General features: G+C 33.5%; 20 protein-coding genes. 17 read left to right on the forward strand and 3 right to left on the reverse strand.

From position 1 onward, the window contains the following. Window positions 1-85 precede the first annotated feature (85 nt). The 7 genes from T335_RS19715 (at window position 86) to T335_RS0103000 (ending at window position 8,952) form a co-directional block, all read left to right on the forward strand. Entirely contained in the window at window positions 86-958 is an 873-nt protein-coding gene (locus T335_RS19715; RefSeq protein WP_034327571.1) for an FAD binding domain-containing protein, read from the forward strand. 2 nt (window positions 959-960) lie between these two features. Continuing rightward, window positions 961-1,455 (forward strand): (2Fe-2S)-binding protein, encoded by a 495-nt coding sequence (locus T335_RS0102975; RefSeq protein ID WP_026476210.1) that lies wholly within the window; start codon window positions 961-963, stop codon window positions 1,453-1,455. Then, window positions 1,445-2,746 carry a xanthine dehydrogenase family protein molybdopterin-binding subunit gene (locus tag T335_RS22800; RefSeq protein WP_051569105.1) on the forward strand — a complete coding sequence of 434 codons (1,302 nt, stop codon included), beginning with the start codon at window positions 1,445-1,447 and terminating at the stop codon, window positions 2,744-2,746. Before T335_RS0102975 ends, T335_RS22800 begins: the two co-directional genes overlap by 11 nt. Next, on the forward strand, window positions 2,743-3,741 hold the full coding sequence (locus tag T335_RS22805) for a xanthine dehydrogenase family protein molybdopterin-binding subunit (RefSeq protein ID WP_026476211.1): 999 nt from the start codon (window positions 2,743-2,745) through the stop codon (window positions 3,739-3,741). The genes T335_RS22800 and T335_RS22805 overlap by 4 nt, the downstream gene beginning before the upstream one ends. Before the next feature lie 183 nt (window positions 3,742-3,924). Further along, a complete protein-coding gene (gene ade / locus T335_RS0102990; protein WP_330371171.1) occupies window positions 3,925-5,682 on the forward strand; it encodes an adenine deaminase in 1,758 nt (585 codons plus the stop codon). A gap of 290 nt (window positions 5,683-5,972) precedes the next feature. After that, window positions 5,973-7,115, forward strand: a complete 1,143-nt coding sequence (locus T335_RS0102995; RefSeq protein WP_026476213.1) for a CapA family protein — start codon at window positions 5,973-5,975, stop codon at window positions 7,113-7,115. A gap of 112 nt (window positions 7,116-7,227) precedes the next feature. Next, window positions 7,228-8,952, forward strand: coding sequence for a PKD domain-containing protein (locus tag T335_RS0103000; protein WP_026476214.1), 1,725 nt, complete (start codon window positions 7,228-7,230; stop codon window positions 8,950-8,952). A 120-nt stretch (window positions 8,953-9,072) separates the two neighbouring features. On the opposite strand, the gene T335_RS0103005 is transcribed toward T335_RS0103000, so the two are convergent. After that, entirely contained in the window at window positions 9,073-10,155 is a 1,083-nt protein-coding gene (locus T335_RS0103005; RefSeq protein WP_026476215.1) for a GerAB/ArcD/ProY family transporter, read from the reverse strand. Between the two features lie 118 nt (window positions 10,156-10,273). Here T335_RS0103005 and T335_RS0103010 point away from each other — a divergent pair, with 118 nt between their 5' ends. From T335_RS0103010 to T335_RS22170, 3 genes are all read left to right on the forward strand, one after another. Then, entirely contained in the window at window positions 10,274-11,698 is a 1,425-nt protein-coding gene (locus T335_RS0103010) for a spore germination protein (RefSeq protein WP_034327575.1), read from the forward strand. Window positions 11,699-11,700: 2 nt separating this feature from the next. Next, entirely contained in the window at window positions 11,701-12,819 is a 1,119-nt protein-coding gene (locus tag T335_RS0103015; RefSeq protein ID WP_169735924.1) for a Ger(x)C family spore germination protein, read from the forward strand. A 257-nt stretch (window positions 12,820-13,076) separates the two neighbouring features. Continuing rightward, window positions 13,077-13,250, forward strand: coding sequence for a hypothetical protein (locus T335_RS22170; protein ID WP_156943616.1), 174 nt, complete (start codon window positions 13,077-13,079; stop codon window positions 13,248-13,250). 102 nt (window positions 13,251-13,352) lie between these two features. Here T335_RS22170 and T335_RS0103025 read toward each other — a convergent pair whose 3' ends face one another. Continuing rightward, window positions 13,353-14,051: a manganese catalase family protein gene (locus T335_RS0103025; RefSeq protein ID WP_026476218.1), complete on the reverse strand. Its 699-nt coding sequence runs from the start codon at window positions 14,049-14,051 to the stop codon at window positions 13,353-13,355. Window positions 14,052-14,163: 112 nt separating this feature from the next. Further along, the gene (locus tag T335_RS0103030; RefSeq protein WP_026476219.1) at window positions 14,164-14,517 is read right to left on the reverse strand and encodes a DUF2512 family protein; all 354 of its coding nucleotides are present in this window, start codon (window positions 14,515-14,517) and stop codon (window positions 14,164-14,166) included. 239 nt (window positions 14,518-14,756) lie between these two features. Here T335_RS0103030 and T335_RS0103035 point away from each other — a divergent pair, with 239 nt between their 5' ends. The 7 genes from T335_RS0103035 (at window position 14,757) to T335_RS0103065 (ending at window position 22,075) form a co-directional block, all read left to right on the forward strand. Then, the gene (locus tag T335_RS0103035; protein WP_026476220.1) at window positions 14,757-15,062 is read left to right on the forward strand and encodes a YciI family protein; all 306 of its coding nucleotides are present in this window, start codon (window positions 14,757-14,759) and stop codon (window positions 15,060-15,062) included. 142 nt (window positions 15,063-15,204) lie between these two features. Beyond that, on the forward strand, window positions 15,205-16,746 hold the full coding sequence (locus tag T335_RS19725) for a spore germination protein (protein ID WP_034327577.1): 1,542 nt from the start codon (window positions 15,205-15,207) through the stop codon (window positions 16,744-16,746). A gap of 11 nt (window positions 16,747-16,757) precedes the next feature. Then, the gene (locus T335_RS0103045) at window positions 16,758-17,861 is read left to right on the forward strand and encodes a GerAB/ArcD/ProY family transporter (RefSeq protein ID WP_026476221.1); all 1,104 of its coding nucleotides are present in this window, start codon (window positions 16,758-16,760) and stop codon (window positions 17,859-17,861) included. After that, on the forward strand, window positions 17,848-18,963 hold the full coding sequence (locus tag T335_RS0103050) for a Ger(x)C family spore germination protein (protein ID WP_026476222.1): 1,116 nt from the start codon (window positions 17,848-17,850) through the stop codon (window positions 18,961-18,963). The genes T335_RS0103045 and T335_RS0103050 overlap by 14 nt, the downstream gene beginning before the upstream one ends. Window positions 18,964-19,161: 198 nt before the next feature. After that, a complete protein-coding gene (locus T335_RS0103055; protein ID WP_026476223.1) occupies window positions 19,162-20,835 on the forward strand; it encodes an MASE3 domain-containing protein in 1,674 nt (557 codons plus the stop codon). Between the two features lie 105 nt (window positions 20,836-20,940). Then, window positions 20,941-21,141 (forward strand): hypothetical protein, encoded by a 201-nt coding sequence (locus tag T335_RS0103060; RefSeq protein ID WP_026476224.1) that lies wholly within the window; start codon window positions 20,941-20,943, stop codon window positions 21,139-21,141. A 424-nt stretch (window positions 21,142-21,565) separates the two neighbouring features. Continuing rightward, window positions 21,566-22,075, forward strand: a complete 510-nt coding sequence (locus tag T335_RS0103065) for a DUF2975 domain-containing protein (RefSeq protein WP_026476225.1) — start codon at window positions 21,566-21,568, stop codon at window positions 22,073-22,075. Window positions 22,076-22,084 lie beyond the last annotated feature (9 nt).

Consider the following 22,084-nt stretch of genomic DNA (forward strand, 5'->3'; position numbering starts at 1 on the left):
CATCTATAACAAAGCGTTTAGGGCTTTTATACAGGCTGGTATTTTATCAAATAGTAAGGGATTTTAGCTAAAAGGAGGATTCAAATTGGAGATTAATAAGACCTTCCAAGAAACTGAAGTAGAAGCTGTATTGTCTTTATTAGACCAATATCAAGACAACAGTAAAATTATTGCAGGTGGAACGGATATTATTATACAACTGCATCAGGGACGGGTTAATCCAGAGGTATTAATTGATATTAGTAATTTAAATGAAATAAAGGAAATTAAACAAATAGAAGGTCGTATACTAATTGGTTCTGCCACCACTTTTACTAGTCTTATGAAAAGTCAAGTTATTCCAAAAAACCTTTGGGGACTAATAGAAGCTGCCAGTCAAGTTGGATCACCCCAAATTAGAAATGCAGCTACGATAGGGGGAAACATCTGTAATGGATCACCAGCGGCTGATATTGTGCCTCCTTTACTGGCCCTTAATAGTCAACTGGTAATTGCTAATAAAATGACAGAAAGAAAAGTCCCACTAGAAACTTTCTTTATAGATAAGGGGAAGGTAGATTTAAAGAATAATGAACTATTGTCCTATATTGAGTTTGAAAATATCAAAGAAAACCAAGGGTTAGGTTTTACTAAGTTAGGCCTTCGAAAAGCCCTTGCCATTTCTAGAATATCCGTTGCTGTATTTTTAGAAATGAAGGATGGATGTTTTAATGAAATTAGAATTGCCACAGGTTCTTGTGGAAAGTTTGCCATAAGAGAAAAAGAAGTAGAAGATTTTATGAGGAATAAACAAGTAACAGACGAATTAATTGAAGCAGGGGCAAACCTCTATAGCAATATCATCCTTAAAAGATTAGCCGGTCGCCATGGTTCTGACTATAAAAGTGAAGCAATTAAGGGGATTTTTAAAGATGGGCTAGGAAAAGCAACCCACCTGGCAAAAAAAGGAGGGGTCTAAAGATGAAGAAAATAAATCTTAAGATAAATGGTTCGGAATATAGTTTAGAAATAGATGAAAACATGAGATTAATTGATTTGATCAGAGATGTTGTGGGGTTAACTGGCACTAAAGAGGGATGTGGTGAAGGAGAATGTGGAGCCTGTACCGTAATTATGGGGGGAGTTACAGTAAATTCTTGTATGGTTTTAGCCTTTCAAGCAAATGGTAAAGAGATTTTAACCATAGAAGGGGTAAAGGGCAAAGGCAATGACAAACTTCATCCTATTCAAAAAGCCTTCCTAGAAGAAGGGGCAGTACAATGTGGATTTTGTATTCCTGGAATGGTACTATCGGCAAAGGCTCTTTTGGATGAAAATAATACCCCTTCAAGGGAAGAAATTAGGGAAGGAATTTCTGGCAACCTATGTCGCTGCACTGGGTATAACAAGATCGTAGATGCAATAGAAAAAGCGGCTTATTATCTGGTAAAGGAGGCAGAGGATAATGAAATTTAAAACGGTCGGTCATAGTGAAGTCAGGGTAGATGCCATGGCTAAAGTTATCGGAGAGGCAACTTATCCAGAAGATTTTTATATGAAGGATATGTTATGGGGAAAAACCTTAAGGTCTACCAAAGCCCATGCCCATGTTAATTTAGACACCCAAGATGCAGAGAAAATGGAAGGGGTTATTAAGGTTTTTACCTATAGGGATGTGCCAGATAATCATCATGGGGTTGTTTTAAAAGATCATGAAGTTTTTTGTAGTAAAAAAGTTAGAAGAATAGGAGATCCCCTTGCCTTTGTAGTTGCCATAAGTAATAAAATTGCAGAGAAGGCCTTAAAAACAATAAAGGTAGAATATAATGAAATACCAGCAATTTTCGATCCTGTAGAAGCAATGATGAAAGATGCTCCCTTGGTACATGAAAACCATAAAAGTAATATTATATTTCACTATAAGTTACGTCGGGGAAATATAGAGGAAGCTTTTAAAAAATGTGCTGTTATTATTGAAAAACAGTATAAATGCGGCATGGTAGACCATGGTTTTTTACAACCAGAGGCGGGGTTGGCCTACATGGATGGGGATACGGTTGTGGTTTGTGCTGCAACCCAATATCCCCACTTCGATCAACTGGAGGTGGCTGAAGCCCTTCATATTTCCCAGGAAAAAGTGAGAATTATTAACCCAGCTGTAGGTGGAGCCTTTGGAGGTAGGGAAGATATCACAATGCAAGTTCATTTAGCTTTGGCAACTAAAGTATTAGGAAGACCCATCAAAACCGTTTACTCAAGGGAAGAATCCTTTTTAGCCCACAGTAAAAGACATCCAATGGTTATGACCTATAAAACAGGAGCCGATGCTAATGGAAAGCTATTGGCGATGGAGGCAGAATTAGTAGGGGATACAGGAGCCTATGCATCGTGGGCTATTAATGTTATGAGAAAAGCCGGGGTACATGCAACAGGTCCATATGAAATCCCAAATGTTAAAGTTGATAGTTATGCTGTCTATACAAATAATCCCTTTGCTGGGGCAATGAGGGGGTTTGGAGCTACTCAGGTTCCTATCGCCCATGAACAACAAATGGATATGATTGCAGAAGAGCTTGATATAGACCCAATTACCATTCGTCTAATAAATGGCTTTACATTAGGTTCTACAACTGCAACAGGTCAGGTACTTAGTGATAGTGTGCCTCTAAAGGAATGTATTGAAGCAGTTGAAAATAGCTTAGGTATAAAAAATCATTATGAGGAAAAGATGGAAGAATTGGCAATGGAAGCAGGTGTAGGAATATGAAAAAAAGAGGAAAAGGAATAGGTAGTATTTTTTACGGAACAGGTTATGGTAACGGATTTCCAGATGTTTCTAACGCTATTGCTGAGCTTTTACCCGATGGAAAAGTGGCTATTTATGTAGGCGCTACTGAAGTTGGTCAGGGGGCTAAAACCATCTTAAGTCAAATCGCTGCAGAAGTTTTAGGAATACCTCTACAGCAGATCCTATTTGTATGTGAAGATACCGCTACGACTCCAGATGCTGGTACAGCAGCTGCTAGCCGTCAAACCTATAATACTGGCAATGCCATTAAAATAGCTAGTGAAAATTTAAGGGAAGAAATTTATAGATTAGCAGTTGAACACCTTAAAATCAATAGTAAGGTGGGACTAAAGATGGCGGATGGGAAGGTTTATTTAAACTCTTTCCCTAGTTTGGCAGTAACTTTTAAAGAGATTGCTGATACATTCTCAAAACAAAACAAGAGAAAGACTCTTCGGGTAGAGGGTAGCTTTACAGCTCTAACAACAAAAATGGATGAAGAAACAGGTCAAGGGGCTCCCTATTGGCCCTATACCTTTTCTGTCTATGGTGTGGAAGTAGAAGTAGATACAGAGACAGGTTTAGTAGAGATTACAAAAGCCGTATGTGCACAAGATGTTGGAAGAGCCATAAATCCTAAATTAGTAGAGGGACAAATAGATGGTGGCTTTGCTATGGGAGTGGGGTATACGATTTTTGAAGACCTAGGGCTGCAAAAAGGAGAAATGAAGAATCGACGGTTTTCTAATTACTTAATACCAACAGCTCTAGATATACCAGAACTAGAAAAAATTATTATTGAATCGCCAGAAGAAACTGCTCCCTATGGGGCAAAGGGAATAGGAGAACCTGTAATGATTGGTGTAGCCCCTGCAATACTAAATGCCATTTATGATGCAGTAGGGGTTCGGATGACAGAAATACCAGTAACACCAGAGAAACTTTTGAAGGCAATAAATAAGGCAGAAGAATGAAGGTATTTATAGGTTAAGTATAGAAGATTTTAATAGGGAAAATTATATAGAACAAATTATATAGAACAAATTATATAGAACAAATTATATAGAACAAATATCATCTAAATGTAGTGTAAAGTATGATTAGATGAGACGCTACATTGGGTAGATCGATAATAAAAAATATTGGAGGAGATAGAATTGAAGGAAGGGATCAAAGAACGGATCAAAGAACGGATCAAAGAACGGATTGATTTAGCCGCTGGAAGAATAAAGCCTCAGTTGGTATTAAAAAATGGTAAAATAGTCAATGTATTCTCCCACGAAATTGTGGAGGGGGATATCGCTATTCATAATGGTAAAATAGTTGGCATCGGAAACTATAACGGAACTGATGAAGTTGACTTAGAAGGGCGATATGTTGCTCCCGGATTTATAGACGGTCATGTTCATATCGAATCTTCAATGGTAACTCCCCCTCAGTTTGCGAGGGCAATTGTCCCAAGGGGAACAACAACCATCATAGCCGATCCCCATGAAATTGCTAATGTATGTGGGTTAGAGGGGATAGAATATATTTTAGAAGGCAGTAAAGGACTTCCCTTAAATGTATATGTAATGCTTCCCTCCTGTGTACCTTCTACCTCCTTCGAAAATGCAGGGGCCATTTTAAATTCTGAAGAGCTGGCAAAGTTGATAAATCATGAACGGGTTTTAGGATTAGGTGAATTAATGGATTACCCAAGTGTTATTGCAGGGGATGAGAAAATAATAAATAAAATCGTCGTTGCCGAGAGCAAGATTATAGATGGGCATGGACCTTCTATAGAAGGAAATGACTTAAATGCCTATGTAGCAGCAGGAGTGAGGACTGAACATGAATGTTCTACAGTTGAGGAAATGATTAATCGACTTCGGGCAGGAATGTATATTCAGATTAGAGAAGGTTCAGCTGCTAGAAACCTAGAGACTTTAGTAAGGGCAGTAACTAAGGAAAATATGAGAAGGTGTTTATTCTGTACAGATGATAAACACCCAGAGGATATTTTAATAGGAGGCCACATCGATAATAATCTTAGACTAGCAGTAAAGGCGGGAATAGACCCTATTTCAGCCATTCAAATGGCCAGTATCAATGCCGCCGAATGCTATGGATTAAAACATGTTGGGGCGATTGGGGTAGGCTACGATGCAGATCTTGTTGTTTTAGAAGATTTAAAGGAATTTAATGTACTTAAGGTATTTAAAAAAGGTCAATTAGTTGCAGAAGAAAAACAGCCCCTATTTAATGTGCCTCATTCCGATGCAAGCAAAGTGATTAATACAGTAAACATGAAACCTGTTAATAAAATAGACCTACAGTTAAATGTTTCCTCTGATATTGTTAATGTTATCAAGTTAAATGCCCATAGCTTAGTTACCGAAAAGGTGATTAGAAAAGTAGAGGTTAAGGAGGGGCAGTTTGAGTTTCATAAGAGCTTAGATATATTAAAACTAGCAGTTGTTGAAAGGCATCATGGGAAGGGAAACATCGGATTAGGTTTAGTAGAGAACTTCAAACTAAAAGAGGGAGCCTTAGCTTCTACCATCGCCCACGATTCTCACAATTTAATTGTCATTGGAGATAATGACGCTGATATGTTGATGGCAATAAAAGAGGTAGAGCGGGTTGGTGGAGGAATAACCATCGTCTCTAAAGGGCAGGTACTAAAGACCTTAAGTTTACCGATTGCAGGACTAATTTCTAATGCTTCAATGGAAGAAGTGAATACCCAGTTAAAAGAAATGTTAGATATTGCTTACCATCAGTTAGAGGTAAACCCTGAGATAGACCCTTTTATGACATTGTCCTTTTTAGCTTTACCTGTTATTCCAGAAATAAAGCTAACGGATATGGGGCTTTTTGATGTCAATAAATTTCAATTTATTGATCTACACCTTCCACCTAGTCAGTCCTAACCACTATTAACGAAAATGACAGAGAAGCCTAAAATCTTATAATAGGATCAATTGGCTATCTAAATCGATATATTAGCAATAGGCCATAGTATAAGGTAGTTAGAACAGTTGTTTTAAAAATTCTACTTATGGAATAATCGTAAGTAGAATTTTTTCATAAATATTAGCTTATTGCAACATTTTATTTAACTTGATATAATGATTATGACAATATATTACAGAAGATCCCATCCATAGAAGTAGGATAATTACCACATAATAGAGAAAAGACATTAGTAAGGGTGAATAAAATGAAAAAGATACGATTTATATTAATGATTGTTATGGTAATGGTGGGTTTATTCAGTGGCTGTAATAGTAAAGATGATTATTTAAATGATGATCATAACAATGATACAATTGTGATAGAAGATGAAAATCAGAATGAGAAAGATGAGCATGATAGACAAGATACACAAGATGAAGAAAATGATAATGAAAAAAAGAATGAAAAAAATTTAGCCCGTATTATTTTTGTTGGTGATACTATGATGGATGGTAATGTTGCTAAGGTAATGATTGAAAAGGGAGACCATTATCCTTTAACAGAATTTATGCCAATCTTAGAAGGGGCAGATTTTGTAGTAGCTAACTTAGAAACAGCAGTAGGGACAAGTGGCGAACTTATGGAAAAAACCTATGCCTTTCAAACTAATCCAGATCGATTTGCCTTATTTGATCCAATTAATGAAAAATTACTTTTTAGTCTTGCCAACAACCATGGTATGGATGCCCCTTTAGATGAAACAATGAAAGAATTAGATAGGATGAACTTTAAATATATTGGGGTAGGTCAGAATATGGAAATGGCCTTTAGACCCCATATAGAAGAGATTAATGGTGTTTCATTTGCATTTTTAGCAGCCTCTAGGGTTATTCCAGTCCCCGAATGGAGGGCAGAAGCCCATAAAAGTGGTATGGCTACAGCCTATAGTTATGAACCTTTAATTAGCTATATCGGTAAATGGGTAGATAAGGTGGACCATGTAATTGTGTCGATCCATTGGGGAGAAGAATTAGCAGAGATTCCTAATGAAGAACAAACCAGCTTAAATGAAAAATTATTAGAAGCGGGAGTAAGGGCTGTGATCGGTACCCACCCCCATGTGATACAAGAAATAAGGTGGGAAGGCAATCAATTAACCGCCTTTTCCTTAGGAAATTTTGTTTTTTCCACCAGTAGGCAAGCCATAGCAAACGATTTTATTGCATTAGAGCTTCATCTATCTAAAAATAATATTGAATCGGTTAAGGCATGGCCAGGAGAAATTAAATTTGGTTTACTAAAACATTTAAAAGAGGAAGAAGATCGTAAACGGGTATTTGGAAGACTACAAAGATTGTCTCCAACAATTATAGTAGATGAAAATGGTTTGGTGAGATCAATAAGATAAGAGATAATTGATGGAGTTAATAAATATGAGACAAAATACCCATTTATCATTTGAGAAATAAACATTACTATCAATATAAGATAAAAACATCATAAACTGAGGATGGTAAAATATGGAATATAATTATACGTCACATTATCGAATAATAGAAACTTTTAAGGAGACAGAGCATCAGGCTGTCTATATTGGTGTCGAACTTACGGCAGGAATACCAGTAGTGGTTAATCATATAAAAAATCAAAGTGTCATTGATGTCTTGAAGAATGAACCCCTAGAAGGAACATTAAATAACTTGGTTTATGTAGAAGCATTAGAAGAAGAATTGGTTATTATAACGAAAGTAATGGATGACACACAGCCTTTACTTCTCTATCTAGAAGAAAATTATATCCCAATTAAAAATAGAATGAGTATGGCGCTACAATATCTTAAAGGGATTGCAAGTTATGATCACTTAAAGAATGCCACTAAAAATATATTAATTGATGAAGGCCAATTGGTGATGGTGGATGATACCCTTGTTTTTGATGAACTACTTTTAATTAATGAGGGTGAAAATGATATAAATTTTAATGAACTTTGTATTAAAGTAAGCCATGTATTAGAAAAAATTATTTATTTTGAATACAGAAATTTAAAAAGAGAAGAATATCTTTTACTAGAAGTACAACAATTCATTGAAGGGTTAAAGAATAATAATAAATTTCATAATTTGAAACAGATTTTAGATGAATATAGAAAGCTTTATATTTACCATTTGTGCATGGAAAGTATTGATCCTGATGAAAATGATAATACCCACCATAACGCTAATGAAAGTAAAGGTTGGCTATCAAAAATATTATCTAGAGCTACTACAGATGAAGAAAGTGCTGACACAGTAAAGGAAACCATCAATGAAATAACTCATGAAAGGATCTACCAAGATTCAAATGAAGATTCAAACGAAGCCTCAGGTAAACCCGATTACGAAGCGGCAAGTAGAAGATCTACAAAAGAAAAAAGGAATACGCTTCCCAAGAAGACCCTTATGGCAGTTTCTCTCCTGCTATTGCTAGGGCTTGGGGTCTATGGTTTTATGTCTGATTTTTCTCTAGGTACTTTTCTAAGAGGAAAAGGCGAGGTAGAACAGAAACTAACGGCACCAAGAGCATATTTTACCACTATACGTGATAAGGATCAATGGGAGTTTATTGATGAAAGTATAGTAGCTGGTGAAGATAATTTTGTAGAAGAATACTTATGGGAAATTATAAAGGATGGGGAACTTATTAGTACCTCTAATAGTCATAATCCCATTTTAAGTTTTACTGAAGAGGGAGAATATGTTGTCAGCATTAAAGTTAAAGATGCTTATAATCAGTGGAGTGAAAAATATAGTGAAAAGATTATAGTCGGAGAACCTGATGAAGAAGATCTAGTGGAGATTCAATATTCAGAAAGTTCAAAGTCCCTTACATATACTTACTCAGATGGCATTAACCGAGATAATGTCATTCTTCGAAATCATGATTTTTCCTTAAAGGTAGAAAAGGTAAACAATGAAAATCCTAAATTATCTATTAGTACTGATGAAACAGATCAAAGCATTTATGATACCTTAACCCTTTGGGTTAAAGGAAGTACAATTGATAAAATTGATATTAATATAAAAGGATACAATAGAGACCAACTTAACTATGAAAAAGATATAACTCATTTAGTGAAAATACCCCAAATGTGGGAGATGTTAAATGTGACATTAAATGATCATCAATTAAATGAAATTATTTTAGAGTTTAGCACAGATCAAGCTATTTTCTGGATTGCAGACATACAACTAGATACCTTTAAGTAAAAAAAGACCAATATCTACAAAAAAACCTTAGACTAAGAAGGTTTTATATGTAGATGTTGGTCTTTTTATGTGTAGCAAATGATCGTAAATTATATAGTAGTTTAAGATTTGATAACTACTTTAGGTGCCTTTTATTAGCCTTTTTTGTTTGACCGAGTAGAGTAGAAAAACTAGAGTCGGAACAATTATAAAGTTTACAAGGGCAATATAAGCATAAATATTTAAAAATTGAAATAATATTACGATATTTCTGGCTACCAAGAAGGCGGGTACTGCAACCAATAAGCTAATGATATAAATTTGATATTTAAATTTAATACGAAATGCCTTAAGTAGTTTAACTAGTGCATAGAAGGTAATAACATATTTTAAATACCAACCACCAACAATTTGAAGCATTACAAATAATTCACCAGCTTCTAAAAAGCGAAAATGACTTACTAATTGGGTTTGTAAAAGCTTTGGATAAGGCATTTGATTAATTCTGCCTATATCAAAGGTTGCAATTACTCCGGTTATTGATACAATTTGCATTTGAATAACATATAGAATGCCAAACATTGTATGTCGAAGTAGTTTATTTTGGGTTTTTACATCAATTAAATAAGGAAAAGTAATGGCAACACACCCATAAAGGCCTAAAATTTGCAGAATCGACATAATAAACCCTCTACTGATGCCTCGAGAAAAGATTGGAAATAGTAATTCCCATCTTTTATAGGTGTGGGACAAGGAGGCCAAGTTAATTCCAGCTACAGTAATGAGGGCAATCCCTACTAAAGTAACCGTTATAATTGCCACCTTATCTTGCACAATGGTATAAATAGCTGGACCAACAAAAAGGAGAATAAAAAACCAGATGGGGGTGCCAAGGAGCATATTAGTATGCATAGAACTTGACTGAACTGCAGCACTTTCTATTAAGGTTATATATAGGGTAAAACAAAAGAATCCTAACATGATATTGCCCAATGTTTTTCCTAGAGCCCCTTGATAGATTTCTAATAAGTTATAGGTATTACTCCTTCTGCAAGTATTAATAACATAAATCATAAATAGTAAAATCAAAATTGAAGCGATAATCATAGCAATCCAACTATCCCTAAGACCATTTTGAGTGTAGATCTTAGGATAGGTCTTCAAAGAAACAATTGTTGTACCTGCAATTAAAAATGCTAAATGCATTGAATTAAACTTATCCATTTATTTACCTACTCCTGTTAAAAATTGTATAAATTACCTAGAGAATTATCTTCTATTATTGCCACCAGATAGAATATTATTCAATGGGGCAACTAACAATAATATTGGGGTGATCATTATGGGTAAGAGAAGTCTACTACATAAAAAATATGAAGATAATTTAAAGGAAATAAAAAAATCCTTGGAAAATATATTTGATATTACCTTTCGTACAATTGAAACGGATCAAGGGGAAGCAACAGTTATTTTTATCGATACTATGAGTGATATTCAACAGATAAGTGAAAACATTATTAAACCCCTAATTAAACGAGAAATAAAGGGTGAAGACTTAGACTATATAAAAGAAAAAATTCTAAATATAGCAATTTCGGAATATGTAATGAATCTACAAGAACTTATACTACAGGTTTTGTCCGGAAATACAGTTATTTTATTTAGTTTTGATGATAGAATCATATATTGCGAAACAAAAAGCTATAGTAACAGAGGAATAGAAGAGCCTCCTACCGAGACGGTTATTAAGGGACCGAGAGAGGGATTTACTGAAAATATAAATGATAATATATCCTTAGTAAGAAGGCGGTTAAGAAATCAAAAATTAAAGCTAGAAAATATAAACATAGGAAAAGGGAGTAATACTAATGTTATAATGGTTTATTTAGATGGAGAAGCCCCATCTAAACTAGTAAATTATATCCGCAAAAGGCTAGAGGACGAAGAAGTAGAGTATCTATTAGACTCAAATTATATTGATGAAAGATTACAGGAAAAACGCTCTGTTTTTGACACAATTGGATATACAGAAAAGCCAGATATTGCTGTTACATTGATAACAGAGGGGCGAGTGGTGATCTTAGTTGATAATACCCCCTTTGCTGTAACTGCTCCCCATTTTTTTATTGAAGATATGACAACACCTGATGATTATTATTCAAATAAATATGCTCAGAATTACTTTAGGATTGTTCGATGGGTTGGTTTGTTAATCGCATTGCTTTTACCTGGGTTATACCTATCAATAGCCACCCATCATTTTAAACTGATTCCGACGGTTTTTGTATTTAGGCTAGCAGTAACTAGAGCTGGCGTTCCCTATCCAATGATTGTTGAAATTTTCATAATGATGTTCTTTTTTCAAGTATTACGAGAAGCGGGAATACGTCTTCCTCAACCTATCGGATCAGCTTTGAGTATAGTAGGGGCTTTAATTCTTGGAGATGCGGCTATAGGGGCAGGATTGGCTTCTGAAATAACTGTTCTAGTAGTAGCTTTAGCATCAATATCCCTTTTCTTAATACCTAAAATTTATGGGGCTATTGTAATTTGGTCAAATATTATTATGATCTTTGGTGCAGTTTTAGGGTTACCAGGTTTTTTTATAGGTTTTTGTATATTCGTCTCCCACATTGCTGGACTAACTAGTTGCGGATATCCATATTTATTTCCTTTAGGAACTTTTAAAAATTTTAACTTTAAGGATCTCATATTAAGGGCAGATCTAAGGGATATCTCTGATAATATCTTTGAAGAAGGTGAATGATGATGAAAAAGATCATTTTAGCTTTAATCATAGTAGTAAATCTTTTTCTTGCTGGATGTTTTGATTATAATGACATAAACCGAGTTATCTTCGTTACAGCTGCAGTGGTAGATATAGATGACGAAGGAAAATATGTTCTTTATACAGAGGCTTTTCATTCTTTTCGAAGTAACCAAACAAATGCTGAAAAAGGGGATAAACTTTTTTTTAGAATGGAAGGACTTACGTTATTTGATGCAGCAAGGGATTTTAATCGACAAGCTGCTTTTAAAGTTGATTATACCCAAATGAAGGCAGTAATCGTAACGGAAAGGGTTGCCGAAAAGGGACTAAATTATATTGTAGATATATTGGAAAGAGGTCAGGAGACAATTTTAAGAGCCCATATTATCGTAACTGATGAAGAGCCATCAACGATACTCAACTTTCCCATCAAGCAAAATGAGTATATTGGTCTATATCTTAACGAACTAATGGAAAACCCCTTTTTAGTAAAAATGTTTCGGGTAGATCGACTAAATCAATATTTGAACCAACGTTATCAAGCGGGGCATACCCATATTTTATCCAACCTCTCAATAGAAGAAAATCCTGTTGATGCCAGAATGACTGTCGATGGTGGTGCAATCTTTGTTAATGATAAGTTAGTAGGAAAAATAGAAGAGGGAAAGATGCAGGCATGGCGATTTTTAACTAATCGTGTAGACAGAGGATTAATTATTTTTCCGGCAACAGATATAACCGGAGATGAAGAACTTTTTATGGCGGTGGACACAATCCATAGCAGTACTAAGTCTGATATAGAATATGATGGAAACAAAATTATTTTAAAGAAAAGCATGACTTTAAAAACATCCCTTATGGAGACACAAGTCCCCTTTGTTTTTAATTCAGAAAATGCAGAAAAAATTCAGCAAGCTACTGAAAAAGTAGTAAAGCAAAATTGTGAAGAATTATTTAATCAGATGAAAGAAAAGAATATCGATATCTTTGATATCGAAGCACAATTAGTTAGAAAATACCCGAATATTGAAATTCAAGATCCTATAACGATTACAGAACTTCATTTAGAAATAAATAACCAACTAATGGGTAGTCCAAATGTTACATCCTTTAAATAATATATTTAAAAACATAAATAAAATCAAAAAATACAGAGTTCAGTTCTCAGGCCTTTGTATTTTTTTGACTTTAATATCACAATTACTAATCTTAAGAATATACTGATACAGAAAAAGGGCAGAGGGTCCTTTTTTAATGTAGATTAGTTTATTTTTTATTTAACTATAGAAGAAGATCATGACAGTTAATAGGTTTAAACTGCCTTAATGCTGTTAATAATGAATAAGTCAAGAAATATTAAAAAGGAGTTGTAAAGATGACAAAAACCATCAGTATCAGAAACTTTAGACTTGAGCTAAATATCTCGAAACTTAAAAAGGATGCCTGTGTTTTATTAAGAAATAAGAAGGAAATAGAAAGGGAATTAAGGCATCAGTTAGTTCAAAGAGAAAGAGAAGCTCAAGTAAGAAACTTTATTTGGTTAAGTTAAAACACTAATATGATATAAAATATGATATAAAATACGGAATTATAAAATAATAAAGCCCCATTCCATAGTCGCCCTAAGGAATGGGGCTAAAACCTTGTGTTTTTAATTCATTGATCCTGGTCCTGGTCCCATTTGTCTTGGATTATTGAAGCTTGGTGGGGTTGGATTAGGGTTATCAAAATGTTTACCGGGTGTAGATAGGTCAAAGTAGAGTTTAGAATCTTCAGTAACACCAAAATCTCTATTAGAGCCAGTATCTTGAATGCGGTTTAAGGCTTCTCTAAATAAAGCGTTATGGGCCTCTTCTCTATTAAGTAAAAAATCTATTGTTTCTCTTACATACTTATCACCAATTTGTCGATAAAGATACTCGTAAACTACCTTCGCCCTTTGTTCAGCAGCAATGTTAGATAATAAATCTGCTGCTAAATCTCCTGTAACATTAACGTAGTCGGCTGTAAAGGGAGCCCCCGAAGCATTAACTAAATCAGGAGCTAATCCTGTTAATACATGATTTTGAACTTCTCCTAGAGGTACACTTTCTACACTTAAGTCACGACCATTCAAAAGATTAATGGTTTGAGCTACCATTTCCATATGACTTAGTTCTTCAGCACCGATATCAAGGAAGAGGTCCTTAATTGCAGGATCCTTTACACGGAAACTCTGAGATAAATACTGTAATGCTGCTTTCAATTCTCCATTTGGTCCCCCTAACTGCTCTTGTAGTAAAGCAGCATATTGTGGGTTGGGTCTTTCAACTTTAACATTTCTTAGTAATTGTTTATCGTGTTTAAACATTTTTAACACCTCCTATCCTATTATTCTTTTAAAAAATCATATTTATACAAGGATAATATATTGATATACTAAATTAGCTATAATTAATATAGTAGGGTTAAGTGTTTTAATACTATGGGGCAACTTTTTCAGACTTAACAAGATAGACATGAAAGAAATATTCTACTATAGCAACCAATAGCGAAAAGATGGCTAGTGAAGTCCAACTTACAGTAAAAGTAGGGATAATTATTGCGTATAAGTAGACAACTAACCAACCCATTAGTCCATCCCATAGAGATGCTACTATGTTTCCTAAAGCAGGTAAAACAAATAAATCTCCTAAAATATAATTTAATATTGTTCCTATTAGGGATACAAGAAAAATTAGCCCAATAGTATTGTCGTCTATATAGCCAAAGGTAATCCATGCAGATATAAAAATCATCCCCAACTTAGTTAGTAATATTATTGATGTTTTACTCATATTGCAACTCCCTTCTCTAAAAATTAGACATCGGTATTATTAGCTATTAAATAAGTTATTATTCTATATAGAGTACAATCAAATATTTAAAATATCATCAACATAGATAGAAATTAGTAAAGAAATTAAAATAAAATTAAAGTAATAAATCTGATTTACTAGAAGGATTGGGGTAAAATATGTTTAATTATATACAGTAACATGTAGAGAAACTAAATAACCACTGGGGAGGAATTAAAATGCAATTTATGATAACAGCCTATGATGGAAAAGATGATGGAGCCCTTGAAAGGAGAATGGTAGCTAGAGAGGAACATTTAAAGCTTGTGGATAAATTATTTAAAGAGGGGAAATATCTATATGGAGTTGCCCTTTTAGATGAAAATGATAAAATGATTGGTTCTTGTGTTGTTGTTGATTTTCCCACCAGAAAGGATGTAGACCAGTATCTGGAACTGGAACCATATGTTAAGGGGAATGTTTGGAAAGAGATTAATGTTATGCCATGTAAAGTGGCACCGACATTTATGGAATTATATAAATAATAAAGGAATAGAGAGGGGTAGTTAATTACTATCTCTCTTTTTTTCTTTTTTACTTGCCAGTAGATTTCGGTACTTAGGTGCATAATTAATGTAGCATTGAAAAATAATAGATTATATTTAATACATGGGTGGAGTGATTAAATTGGGACGATACAATAAATATAAGCGATACAATAAAAATATTAATAAAATTGAAAAGTCCAACATAACAGATGCTAACTCTGAAATCTTAGAAGAAGCTGAAATTAATATAAATCATATAAAAAATATTTTTAATGGTTCAAGTGATATTCTTTTTAGAAAGGTAAACTTACATTATAACTGTGGTAATTTTGATGAGGCTACATTAATTTTTACTGACGGACTTGTAGACAATTTCATTATTAATGAAGGGATTATTAAGCGACTTAACATGCTTCAGGAATCTAATCATTCAAAAGATACGATACTTAATTTTCTACAGGATAATTTACTAGTGAATGATATAAAAAAAACGAAAAAGTATGAAGACATTACACATACAATTTTGTCAGGTGATACAGTATTGTTTATTGATGGATTGAATGAGGTCTTTCTATTAGATACTAAAGGGTTTGAAACTAGGAACGTAGAAGAGTCTTCTGTTGAGAGCGTAATAAGAGGTTCGAAAGAAAGTTTTATTGAAAGTATTCGTACAAACACAGCCTTAATTAGAAGGAAGCTAAAAGATCCTAACTTGGTAATACAGCCTTTAACCATTGGCACAAGAACAAATACCACAGTAGCAGTTGTTTATATAAATGATATCGTTAATCAACAATTACTTCAAGACATATTAAATAAATTAGAAGAAATTAAAATAGAAGGTGTTTTCGACAGTGGTTATATAGAACAATTATTAATTAATAATAACTTCTCTATATTGCCTCAAATGTTAGTAACAGAACGTCCCGATAAGGTCTGTGCCAATTTATTAGAAGGGCGGATTAGTATTTTGGTAGATGGCTCCCCAGATGCCCTCATTTTGCCCGTTGGACTATTTCAGTTCTTTCAGTCCCCCGAAGACTATTATGAACGGGTTATTTATGGCAATATTGTTCGTTTTATTAGATTTATTGGATTTATTATCGCCACAACCTTTCCAGCAATTTACGTTGCTATTACCACATTTCATCAAGAAATTTTACCAACTGACTTTATCTTAGATATTGCAAAAACAAGAGTAGAGGTTCCATTTCCACCTGTAATTGAAGCTTTCTTAATGGAGGGAACAATTGAACTTTTAAGAGAGGCCAGCGTTCGACTACCATCACGAATCGGACAAACCATTGGTATTGTGGGAGCATTGGTTATAGGAGATGCTGCTGTTAGAGCAGGTATCATAAGCCCAATTATGGTGATTGTTGTAGCCATTACCGCCATTGGGTCGTATATTTTACCCCATTTTAGTACCTCCTACGCCATACGATTCATTAGAATTCCAATGATTTTAATGGCAGCAACCTTTGGCGCCTTTGGTATTATCATTACCTGGACTTGGATCATTGCCCACATGTGTAGAATCAATTCCTTTGGCTATGCATATTTAACGCCTATTGCACCAATTTATATAAAAGACTTGAAGGATACTGTTTTTAGGGCCCAAATTGGAAGTATTGGAGAGCGGCCATTACCTGCATCCAATAAGAATAAAAAAATTGAGTAGGAGAGGTTTCTATGATCAGCAAATATAAAGATGGTGAAATTACTGCTGAACAAAGTTATTTAATTATTGTTAGCGTGATGGTAGGGACTGGCATATTAGGTTTAGCTAGGTCTGTAGCGGAAGTGTCTAAACAAGATGCATGGATATCAGTTTTAATCAATGGGATTGGAATAAGTATAATTGTGGGTGTTACTATTTTTGTAATCAGTAAATTTCCCCAGTTAAATTTTTTAGAATATACCTCATATCTTTTAAGTAAGCCTGTTGCTTATATCATTACTTCTGCTTATGTTGTTTATTCAGTGTTTGCAAGTTCTCTTATAGTTAGGTTTTTAAACGAAATGATAGGGACTTGGTTTTTACCTAGAACTCCTCCCTCAATTATTTCTTTAATTATTGTTGCTACTATGGTGTATATTCTAAAGGATGGGTTGACCATTGTAGGTAGATTTAATGAGATTATGGTATTTGCAATTATTCCATTAATAGTTCTCATTTTTCCTTCGCTAACGGAGGCCTCATTAATTAACTTTAAACCTATAGGTGGTGCAGGTTTAGAAAATATATTAAAAGGAGTAATGCCCTCTTTTTACGCTTTTGGAGGATATGAAGTGATTTTAATTATTTTTCCCTATATATCTAACAAAAATAAGAATAACTTAAAATATTCTGTATGGGCAATTTTATTTGTAACAGCGTTATATACTGTTATTGTGGCTGCTCAAATAGCATTGTTTGGCTATCAAGAACTAACAGGTATTTTATACTCAATAATTAATTATCTTGATGTGATAGATTTCCCCATTATTGAACGTATTGAAATTGTTTTCTCTTTTTTTTGGATTTTTGCTGTGTTGGGTACTTTAACTATTCAACAAATTGCTGGTTGTTTAGCCCTCCAATCAATCATTTCAAATAAAAGAGTTAGTATAATCGTCTATATTTTATCTCCTATTATTTATGTTTTGTCATTACTACCAGATAATTCTGCAAAGGTAGTTGCTTATAGTGAAAAGGTTGGGCAAGCAAGTATTGGTTTTGGTATAGTGCTTCCTATTTTACTTTTGTTAATGTACATAATTAGAGGGAGGAAGGTTGTAAGTGAGAAGAGCTAGCAAATTAGTAATTTTAATATTGATCTGTGGTCTATTTACATCCTGTTGGGATGCAAAGCAATTAGAAGATCTCTATTTAGTTTATGGTATTGGAGTCGATCTTAGTGAAGAGAATCCAGGCAAATATTTGGTAACAGTGGCTGCGCCAACTGTTTTGCCAGAAGCTGAAGCGCCTAAGGTTGAAATTTCTGCTGAAGGGGCATCCCTTAGAAATGCCCAAGATAATATTCAAAATAAAGCGGCTCGAAGAATTACTTTCAATAATACTCATTTGTTAATTGTTGGTGAAGAGGTTGCCAAACGAGGTTTAGAGCAACATACTGACTCTTTGTTGAGGGATCCGGAAGGTAGGGGAACCATGAAGTTAATGATTACAGAAGGAAGAGCAGTTGATTTGATGGAACTCAATCCTCCAGCATCAGCATTAGTAAGCCTCTATCTTGCTGATTTGTTAAAGCAAAGTCAAGAAACGTCGACAATTCCGTTAACAACATTGCGAAGTTTTAACAATGCTTTAAAAACTGATGGAATTGAACCTGTTATGCCTTATTTAAAATATGGAAATAGACCCGATGAGTTTCTTGTAAATACTATTGCACTATTTAATTCGGATAGGATGATTGGCAAGATAGAAGGGGTAGATAGCTTCTTATTAATTGTCTTAAGGGGAGAAGTTAATGATGGATTTATGTCTTTGCCTTATCCTTTAGGGGATGCTGATGAATCTCCTATACTTACTTTAAGAGTGATTAGTGGTAAAAATAAGATAAAAACAGAGATTCGTGATGCACAGCTACATATTTTCCATGAAGTCTCCCTCATTGCCCATATATCAGAATATACAGCACCAATGACAGTTCTTGATGAAAAAATAATAAAAGAAATGGAAAATGCAGCTAATCTGCACCTTGAAGGACTCTGTAAACAATTAATTAATCGCTTACAAATTCAATATGTTTCAGATAATATTGGTTATGGAAGATATGTTAAAGCCAACCATAAAGATTTTTTTGATGCAGAGAATTGGAATAAGCAATTTTCTAATGCCAATATACAGGTAAAAGGCAATGTACAAATCAAAATGATTGGTACTAAACAATAACAATATGATACTTAATATAGAATGGGAACCCTTGAGAGTATGGGTTCATTTTTTTTCTAAAAAAATTGTGACATTGGTAATAAATGAAAATAGAATAGAGGATTTTGTCTTAATTTGGAGAAATAATGTCTATATAACGGGAAGATGTTTGTAAAAAAATAGTTTGTGTAGTTTCTTGTAATAAGGGGGGGGACGAATATGGAAGTAATTAAAAAAATCGAAAACAAGATCATTAATACAACGTATCTGAAATTAGGATTCCTTTGGCTTATAATCTATAGTACCTTTTCGTTAGTAGATAAACTGGAACCCCATATTTATTGGGTTTTTGACATTACCTCCTTTTTGCACTTTCATACTCTGTTGGAGTTTATAACAATCATAATTTATTTTATTGTTTTTACTGTAACCTTTTATACATATACAAAAATTCATAGAACGAGGCTATTGGTGTTTGCAGTTATTTTTTTTATGGTAGGTTGGTTGGATTTCTTTCATACTATGAGCTATAATGGCATGCAAGGTTTTTTTGTCGAAGCTTCAATTCCTAGGGCGACTACTTATTGGATTATAGCAAGGTTGATTCAATCCTTTGGTATGATGATTGCTGCAATTATTCCCCATGATCATAGGTCAAAGGAAAAGCCCCTTACCTATTTAATACTAGCAGGAATGGGAACTTTATTTATTTTTTATCTCGTAAGTTTTCATTTGGACATATTTCCAGTTTTATTTATACAAGGACAAGGGTTAACACATATAAAAGTATATCTGGAATATATTATTATCCTCTTTTTTATAGTGACTATACTTAGAGTTATTAAAGACTATCAAGCAACTGAAAGCAAATTTTTTATGTTATATGCATATGGGATTACCTATGCAATCTTCACAGAAGTTTCATTTACAATGTATCGTAGTGTGTATGATACATATAACTTTTTAGGGCATATTCTTAAGATTATAAGTGCTTTTTACATCTTTAGGGGTATATTTCTATACAATTTAGAAAGACATTTTAAGCAATTAGATCAGGCCCGTAACACAATAAAAAGTTACGCCGATAATTTAGAACATACCGTTAAAGAGAGAACAATGGAACTTCAGAATAAAAATGAAAAACTAATTTTAGATCTTGAGTATGCAAAATTAATTCAACAATCATTGCTTCCAGAAGAATTTTTAGTAATTAATAACGTAAAATTTGCCTCGCAAAATTTTCCATGTGAAAAGGTGAGTGGAGATTTTTACTATATTCAAAAAATTGACGAAGAAAATATTGGATTAGTAATTGCAGATGTTTCGGGACATGGAGTTGCTGCAGCAATGATGACAGTATTTACTGAGCGAATTATTAAACCAGTCTATTATGACGGAAGAATGGGGAGCTATATTCGCCCTGATAAAACCTTGGAATACCTTTATCGGGAGTTTAATAAAGCATATTTTCCTGATGAGATGCATATTGTAATTTTTAGTGCTGTCTACAATGCCTCAACGAAAATATTATCCTATTGTACAGGGGGAATGAATACGATACCTATTTTATTTAGAAAATCAGGTGAAGTTGAAGTATTGGATCAAAGTGAAGGCTTCCCAATCTGTAAATTTGGTGACTATTTTCAACCCCTTTATCAAAGGGCTGAAGTAAACTTAAAAAAAGGAGATAGAATTATTTTTTTTACCGACGGTTTGATGGAACCAAGAGAATTTCAAAAAACAATTAATAAAGAAATTTTAATAGATATCATGAAAAAAGGGATGGAAGTAGATGTGTTAGAAGCTAAACGTAGGATTGATCAAGAAATTGTCAACATAACAGAAGCTAATATAAATGATGATGACATTACATATTTTATTATGGAAATTTAGAGGAATTAGCCCCGAAAGCATTAGTGTATTCTCGTAAATGAATTTTAACTAAATGGAGATAAACGAGGGGGGGAAGATTATTAGACTTGTGAAGGAGGTACAGAAGTGAAGGAATTTATACCCATATTTTTTATTTGGCTAATTGTTTGTTATGCTGCAACAATTATTATCTTTGAAAGTAATATTTGGGGTATTTTAATTATTATCTCAATGTTACTATCACTATTGACGACGACTTATATAAGTCAAAAATCTAGAATAGAAGAATTGGATAAAAAAATTGATAAGTTATTAGATAGAAATTGATAAGTTATTAGATAATAATTAGTATATAATTAGTCTTGTCTGAGGAAATAGTGCAACTATCATGTTCTGTCTAACACTTTTAATCATATTTTGTTGTAAATATATAATAACTACCATTATGAATAGAATTTACTACCGTATGTTTTCAGTAATGAAATTGTACGGTATTTTTTATTGCGTGGAAGAAGATAATTGATGGCAATTTTATTTTAGATAAGAGAATCTTGCGTACAAACGGGGCCTGAATTGATAAGGAATCTAAATTGATAAGGAACCTAAGTTTAAAAATAGAAATCTAGTTTTGTAGTTTCTGTTTAAATATTGAATTTAAATAAAAATATATCTAAAATTAATAAATATTTATTGAAAAACAATAATTAATGTAATATAATGGTATTAATATAAAGAGAGAGGGGTTAAAAAAATGAGATCAACTGAATCAACTGAATCAACTGAATCAACTAAATATCTAAATGTTTTTTTAAATCTTTTAATGCTGATAGGTATTATAGGGTTATTTTTATTTATTCCAATGATATACAGTATGATTAGAACTAAGGAATTAGAAGGTGTTGGTAGTTTATTATATGTATTATCAGGATTTATAAGCTCGATTGGATCTTTGGCTATTATAGTAATGCTAAAACGGGTTGTTAGAACTATATTATTTGAGCGAAACCCCTTTGTTGAGGGGAATATTATGAGGTTTAAAAGGATGGCATATATCTTTTTTGCATTTCCTTTAGTTAGTACGATATATCAATTAACTTTAATAGCTACAGGTAGGAGGGCTTTAGAAGCTACTGGGTCCTTAGGGGCATCATTAGTGTCTGTATTTATTTCAAATATTTTTATAGGTTGTGTAGTGTTGGTATTGGCCAATGTATTTAGGTTTGCCATGGAAATCAAAAAAGATAATGATTTAACTGTATAAGGGGGGCTA

Origin of the sequence: Alkaliphilus transvaalensis ATCC 700919, from assembly GCF_000621485.1 — a bacterium.
In the GTDB taxonomy this organism is placed as follows: Bacteria; Bacillota; Clostridia; order Peptostreptococcales; family Natronincolaceae; genus Alkaliphilus; species Alkaliphilus transvaalensis.

What these genes read in the sequence shown, in the direction of transcription:
- T335_RS22800 (WP_051569105.1), top strand. Translation starts at nt 1,445, where the DNA reads ATGAAATTTAAAACGGTCGGTCATAGTGAAGTCAGGGTAGATGCCATG.
- T335_RS0103055 (WP_026476223.1), top strand. Translation starts at nt 19,162, where the DNA reads ATGGAAGTAATTAAAAAAATCGAAAACAAGATCATTAATACAACGTAT.
- T335_RS0102975 (WP_026476210.1), top strand. Translation starts at nt 961, where the DNA reads ATGAAGAAAATAAATCTTAAGATAAATGGTTCGGAATATAGTTTAGAA.
- T335_RS0103045 (WP_026476221.1), top strand. Translation starts at nt 16,758, where the DNA reads ATGATCAGCAAATATAAAGATGGTGAAATTACTGCTGAACAAAGTTAT.
- T335_RS22805 (WP_026476211.1), top strand. Translation starts at nt 2,743, where the DNA reads ATGAAAAAAAGAGGAAAAGGAATAGGTAGTATTTTTTACGGAACAGGT.
- T335_RS0103065 (WP_026476225.1), top strand. Translation starts at nt 21,566, where the DNA reads ATGAGATCAACTGAATCAACTGAATCAACTGAATCAACTAAATATCTA.
- T335_RS0103000 (WP_026476214.1), top strand. Translation starts at nt 7,228, where the DNA reads ATGGAATATAATTATACGTCACATTATCGAATAATAGAAACTTTTAAG.
- T335_RS0102995 (WP_026476213.1), top strand. Translation starts at nt 5,973, where the DNA reads ATGAAAAAGATACGATTTATATTAATGATTGTTATGGTAATGGTGGGT.
- T335_RS0103035 (WP_026476220.1), top strand. Translation starts at nt 14,757, where the DNA reads ATGCAATTTATGATAACAGCCTATGATGGAAAAGATGATGGAGCCCTT.
- T335_RS22170 (WP_156943616.1), top strand. Translation starts at nt 13,077, where the DNA reads ATGACAAAAACCATCAGTATCAGAAACTTTAGACTTGAGCTAAATATC.
- T335_RS0103030 (WP_026476219.1), bottom strand. Translation starts at nt 14,517, where the DNA reads ATGAGTAAAACATCAATAATATTACTAACTAAGTTGGGGATGATTTTT.
- T335_RS0103005 (WP_026476215.1), bottom strand. Translation starts at nt 10,155, where the DNA reads ATGGATAAGTTTAATTCAATGCATTTAGCATTTTTAATTGCAGGTACA.
- T335_RS0103025 (WP_026476218.1), bottom strand. Translation starts at nt 14,051, where the DNA reads ATGTTTAAACACGATAAACAATTACTAAGAAATGTTAAAGTTGAAAGA.
- T335_RS0103010 (WP_034327575.1), top strand. Translation starts at nt 10,274, where the DNA reads ATGGGTAAGAGAAGTCTACTACATAAAAAATATGAAGATAATTTAAAG.
- T335_RS0103015 (WP_169735924.1), top strand. Translation starts at nt 11,701, where the DNA reads ATGAAAAAGATCATTTTAGCTTTAATCATAGTAGTAAATCTTTTTCTT.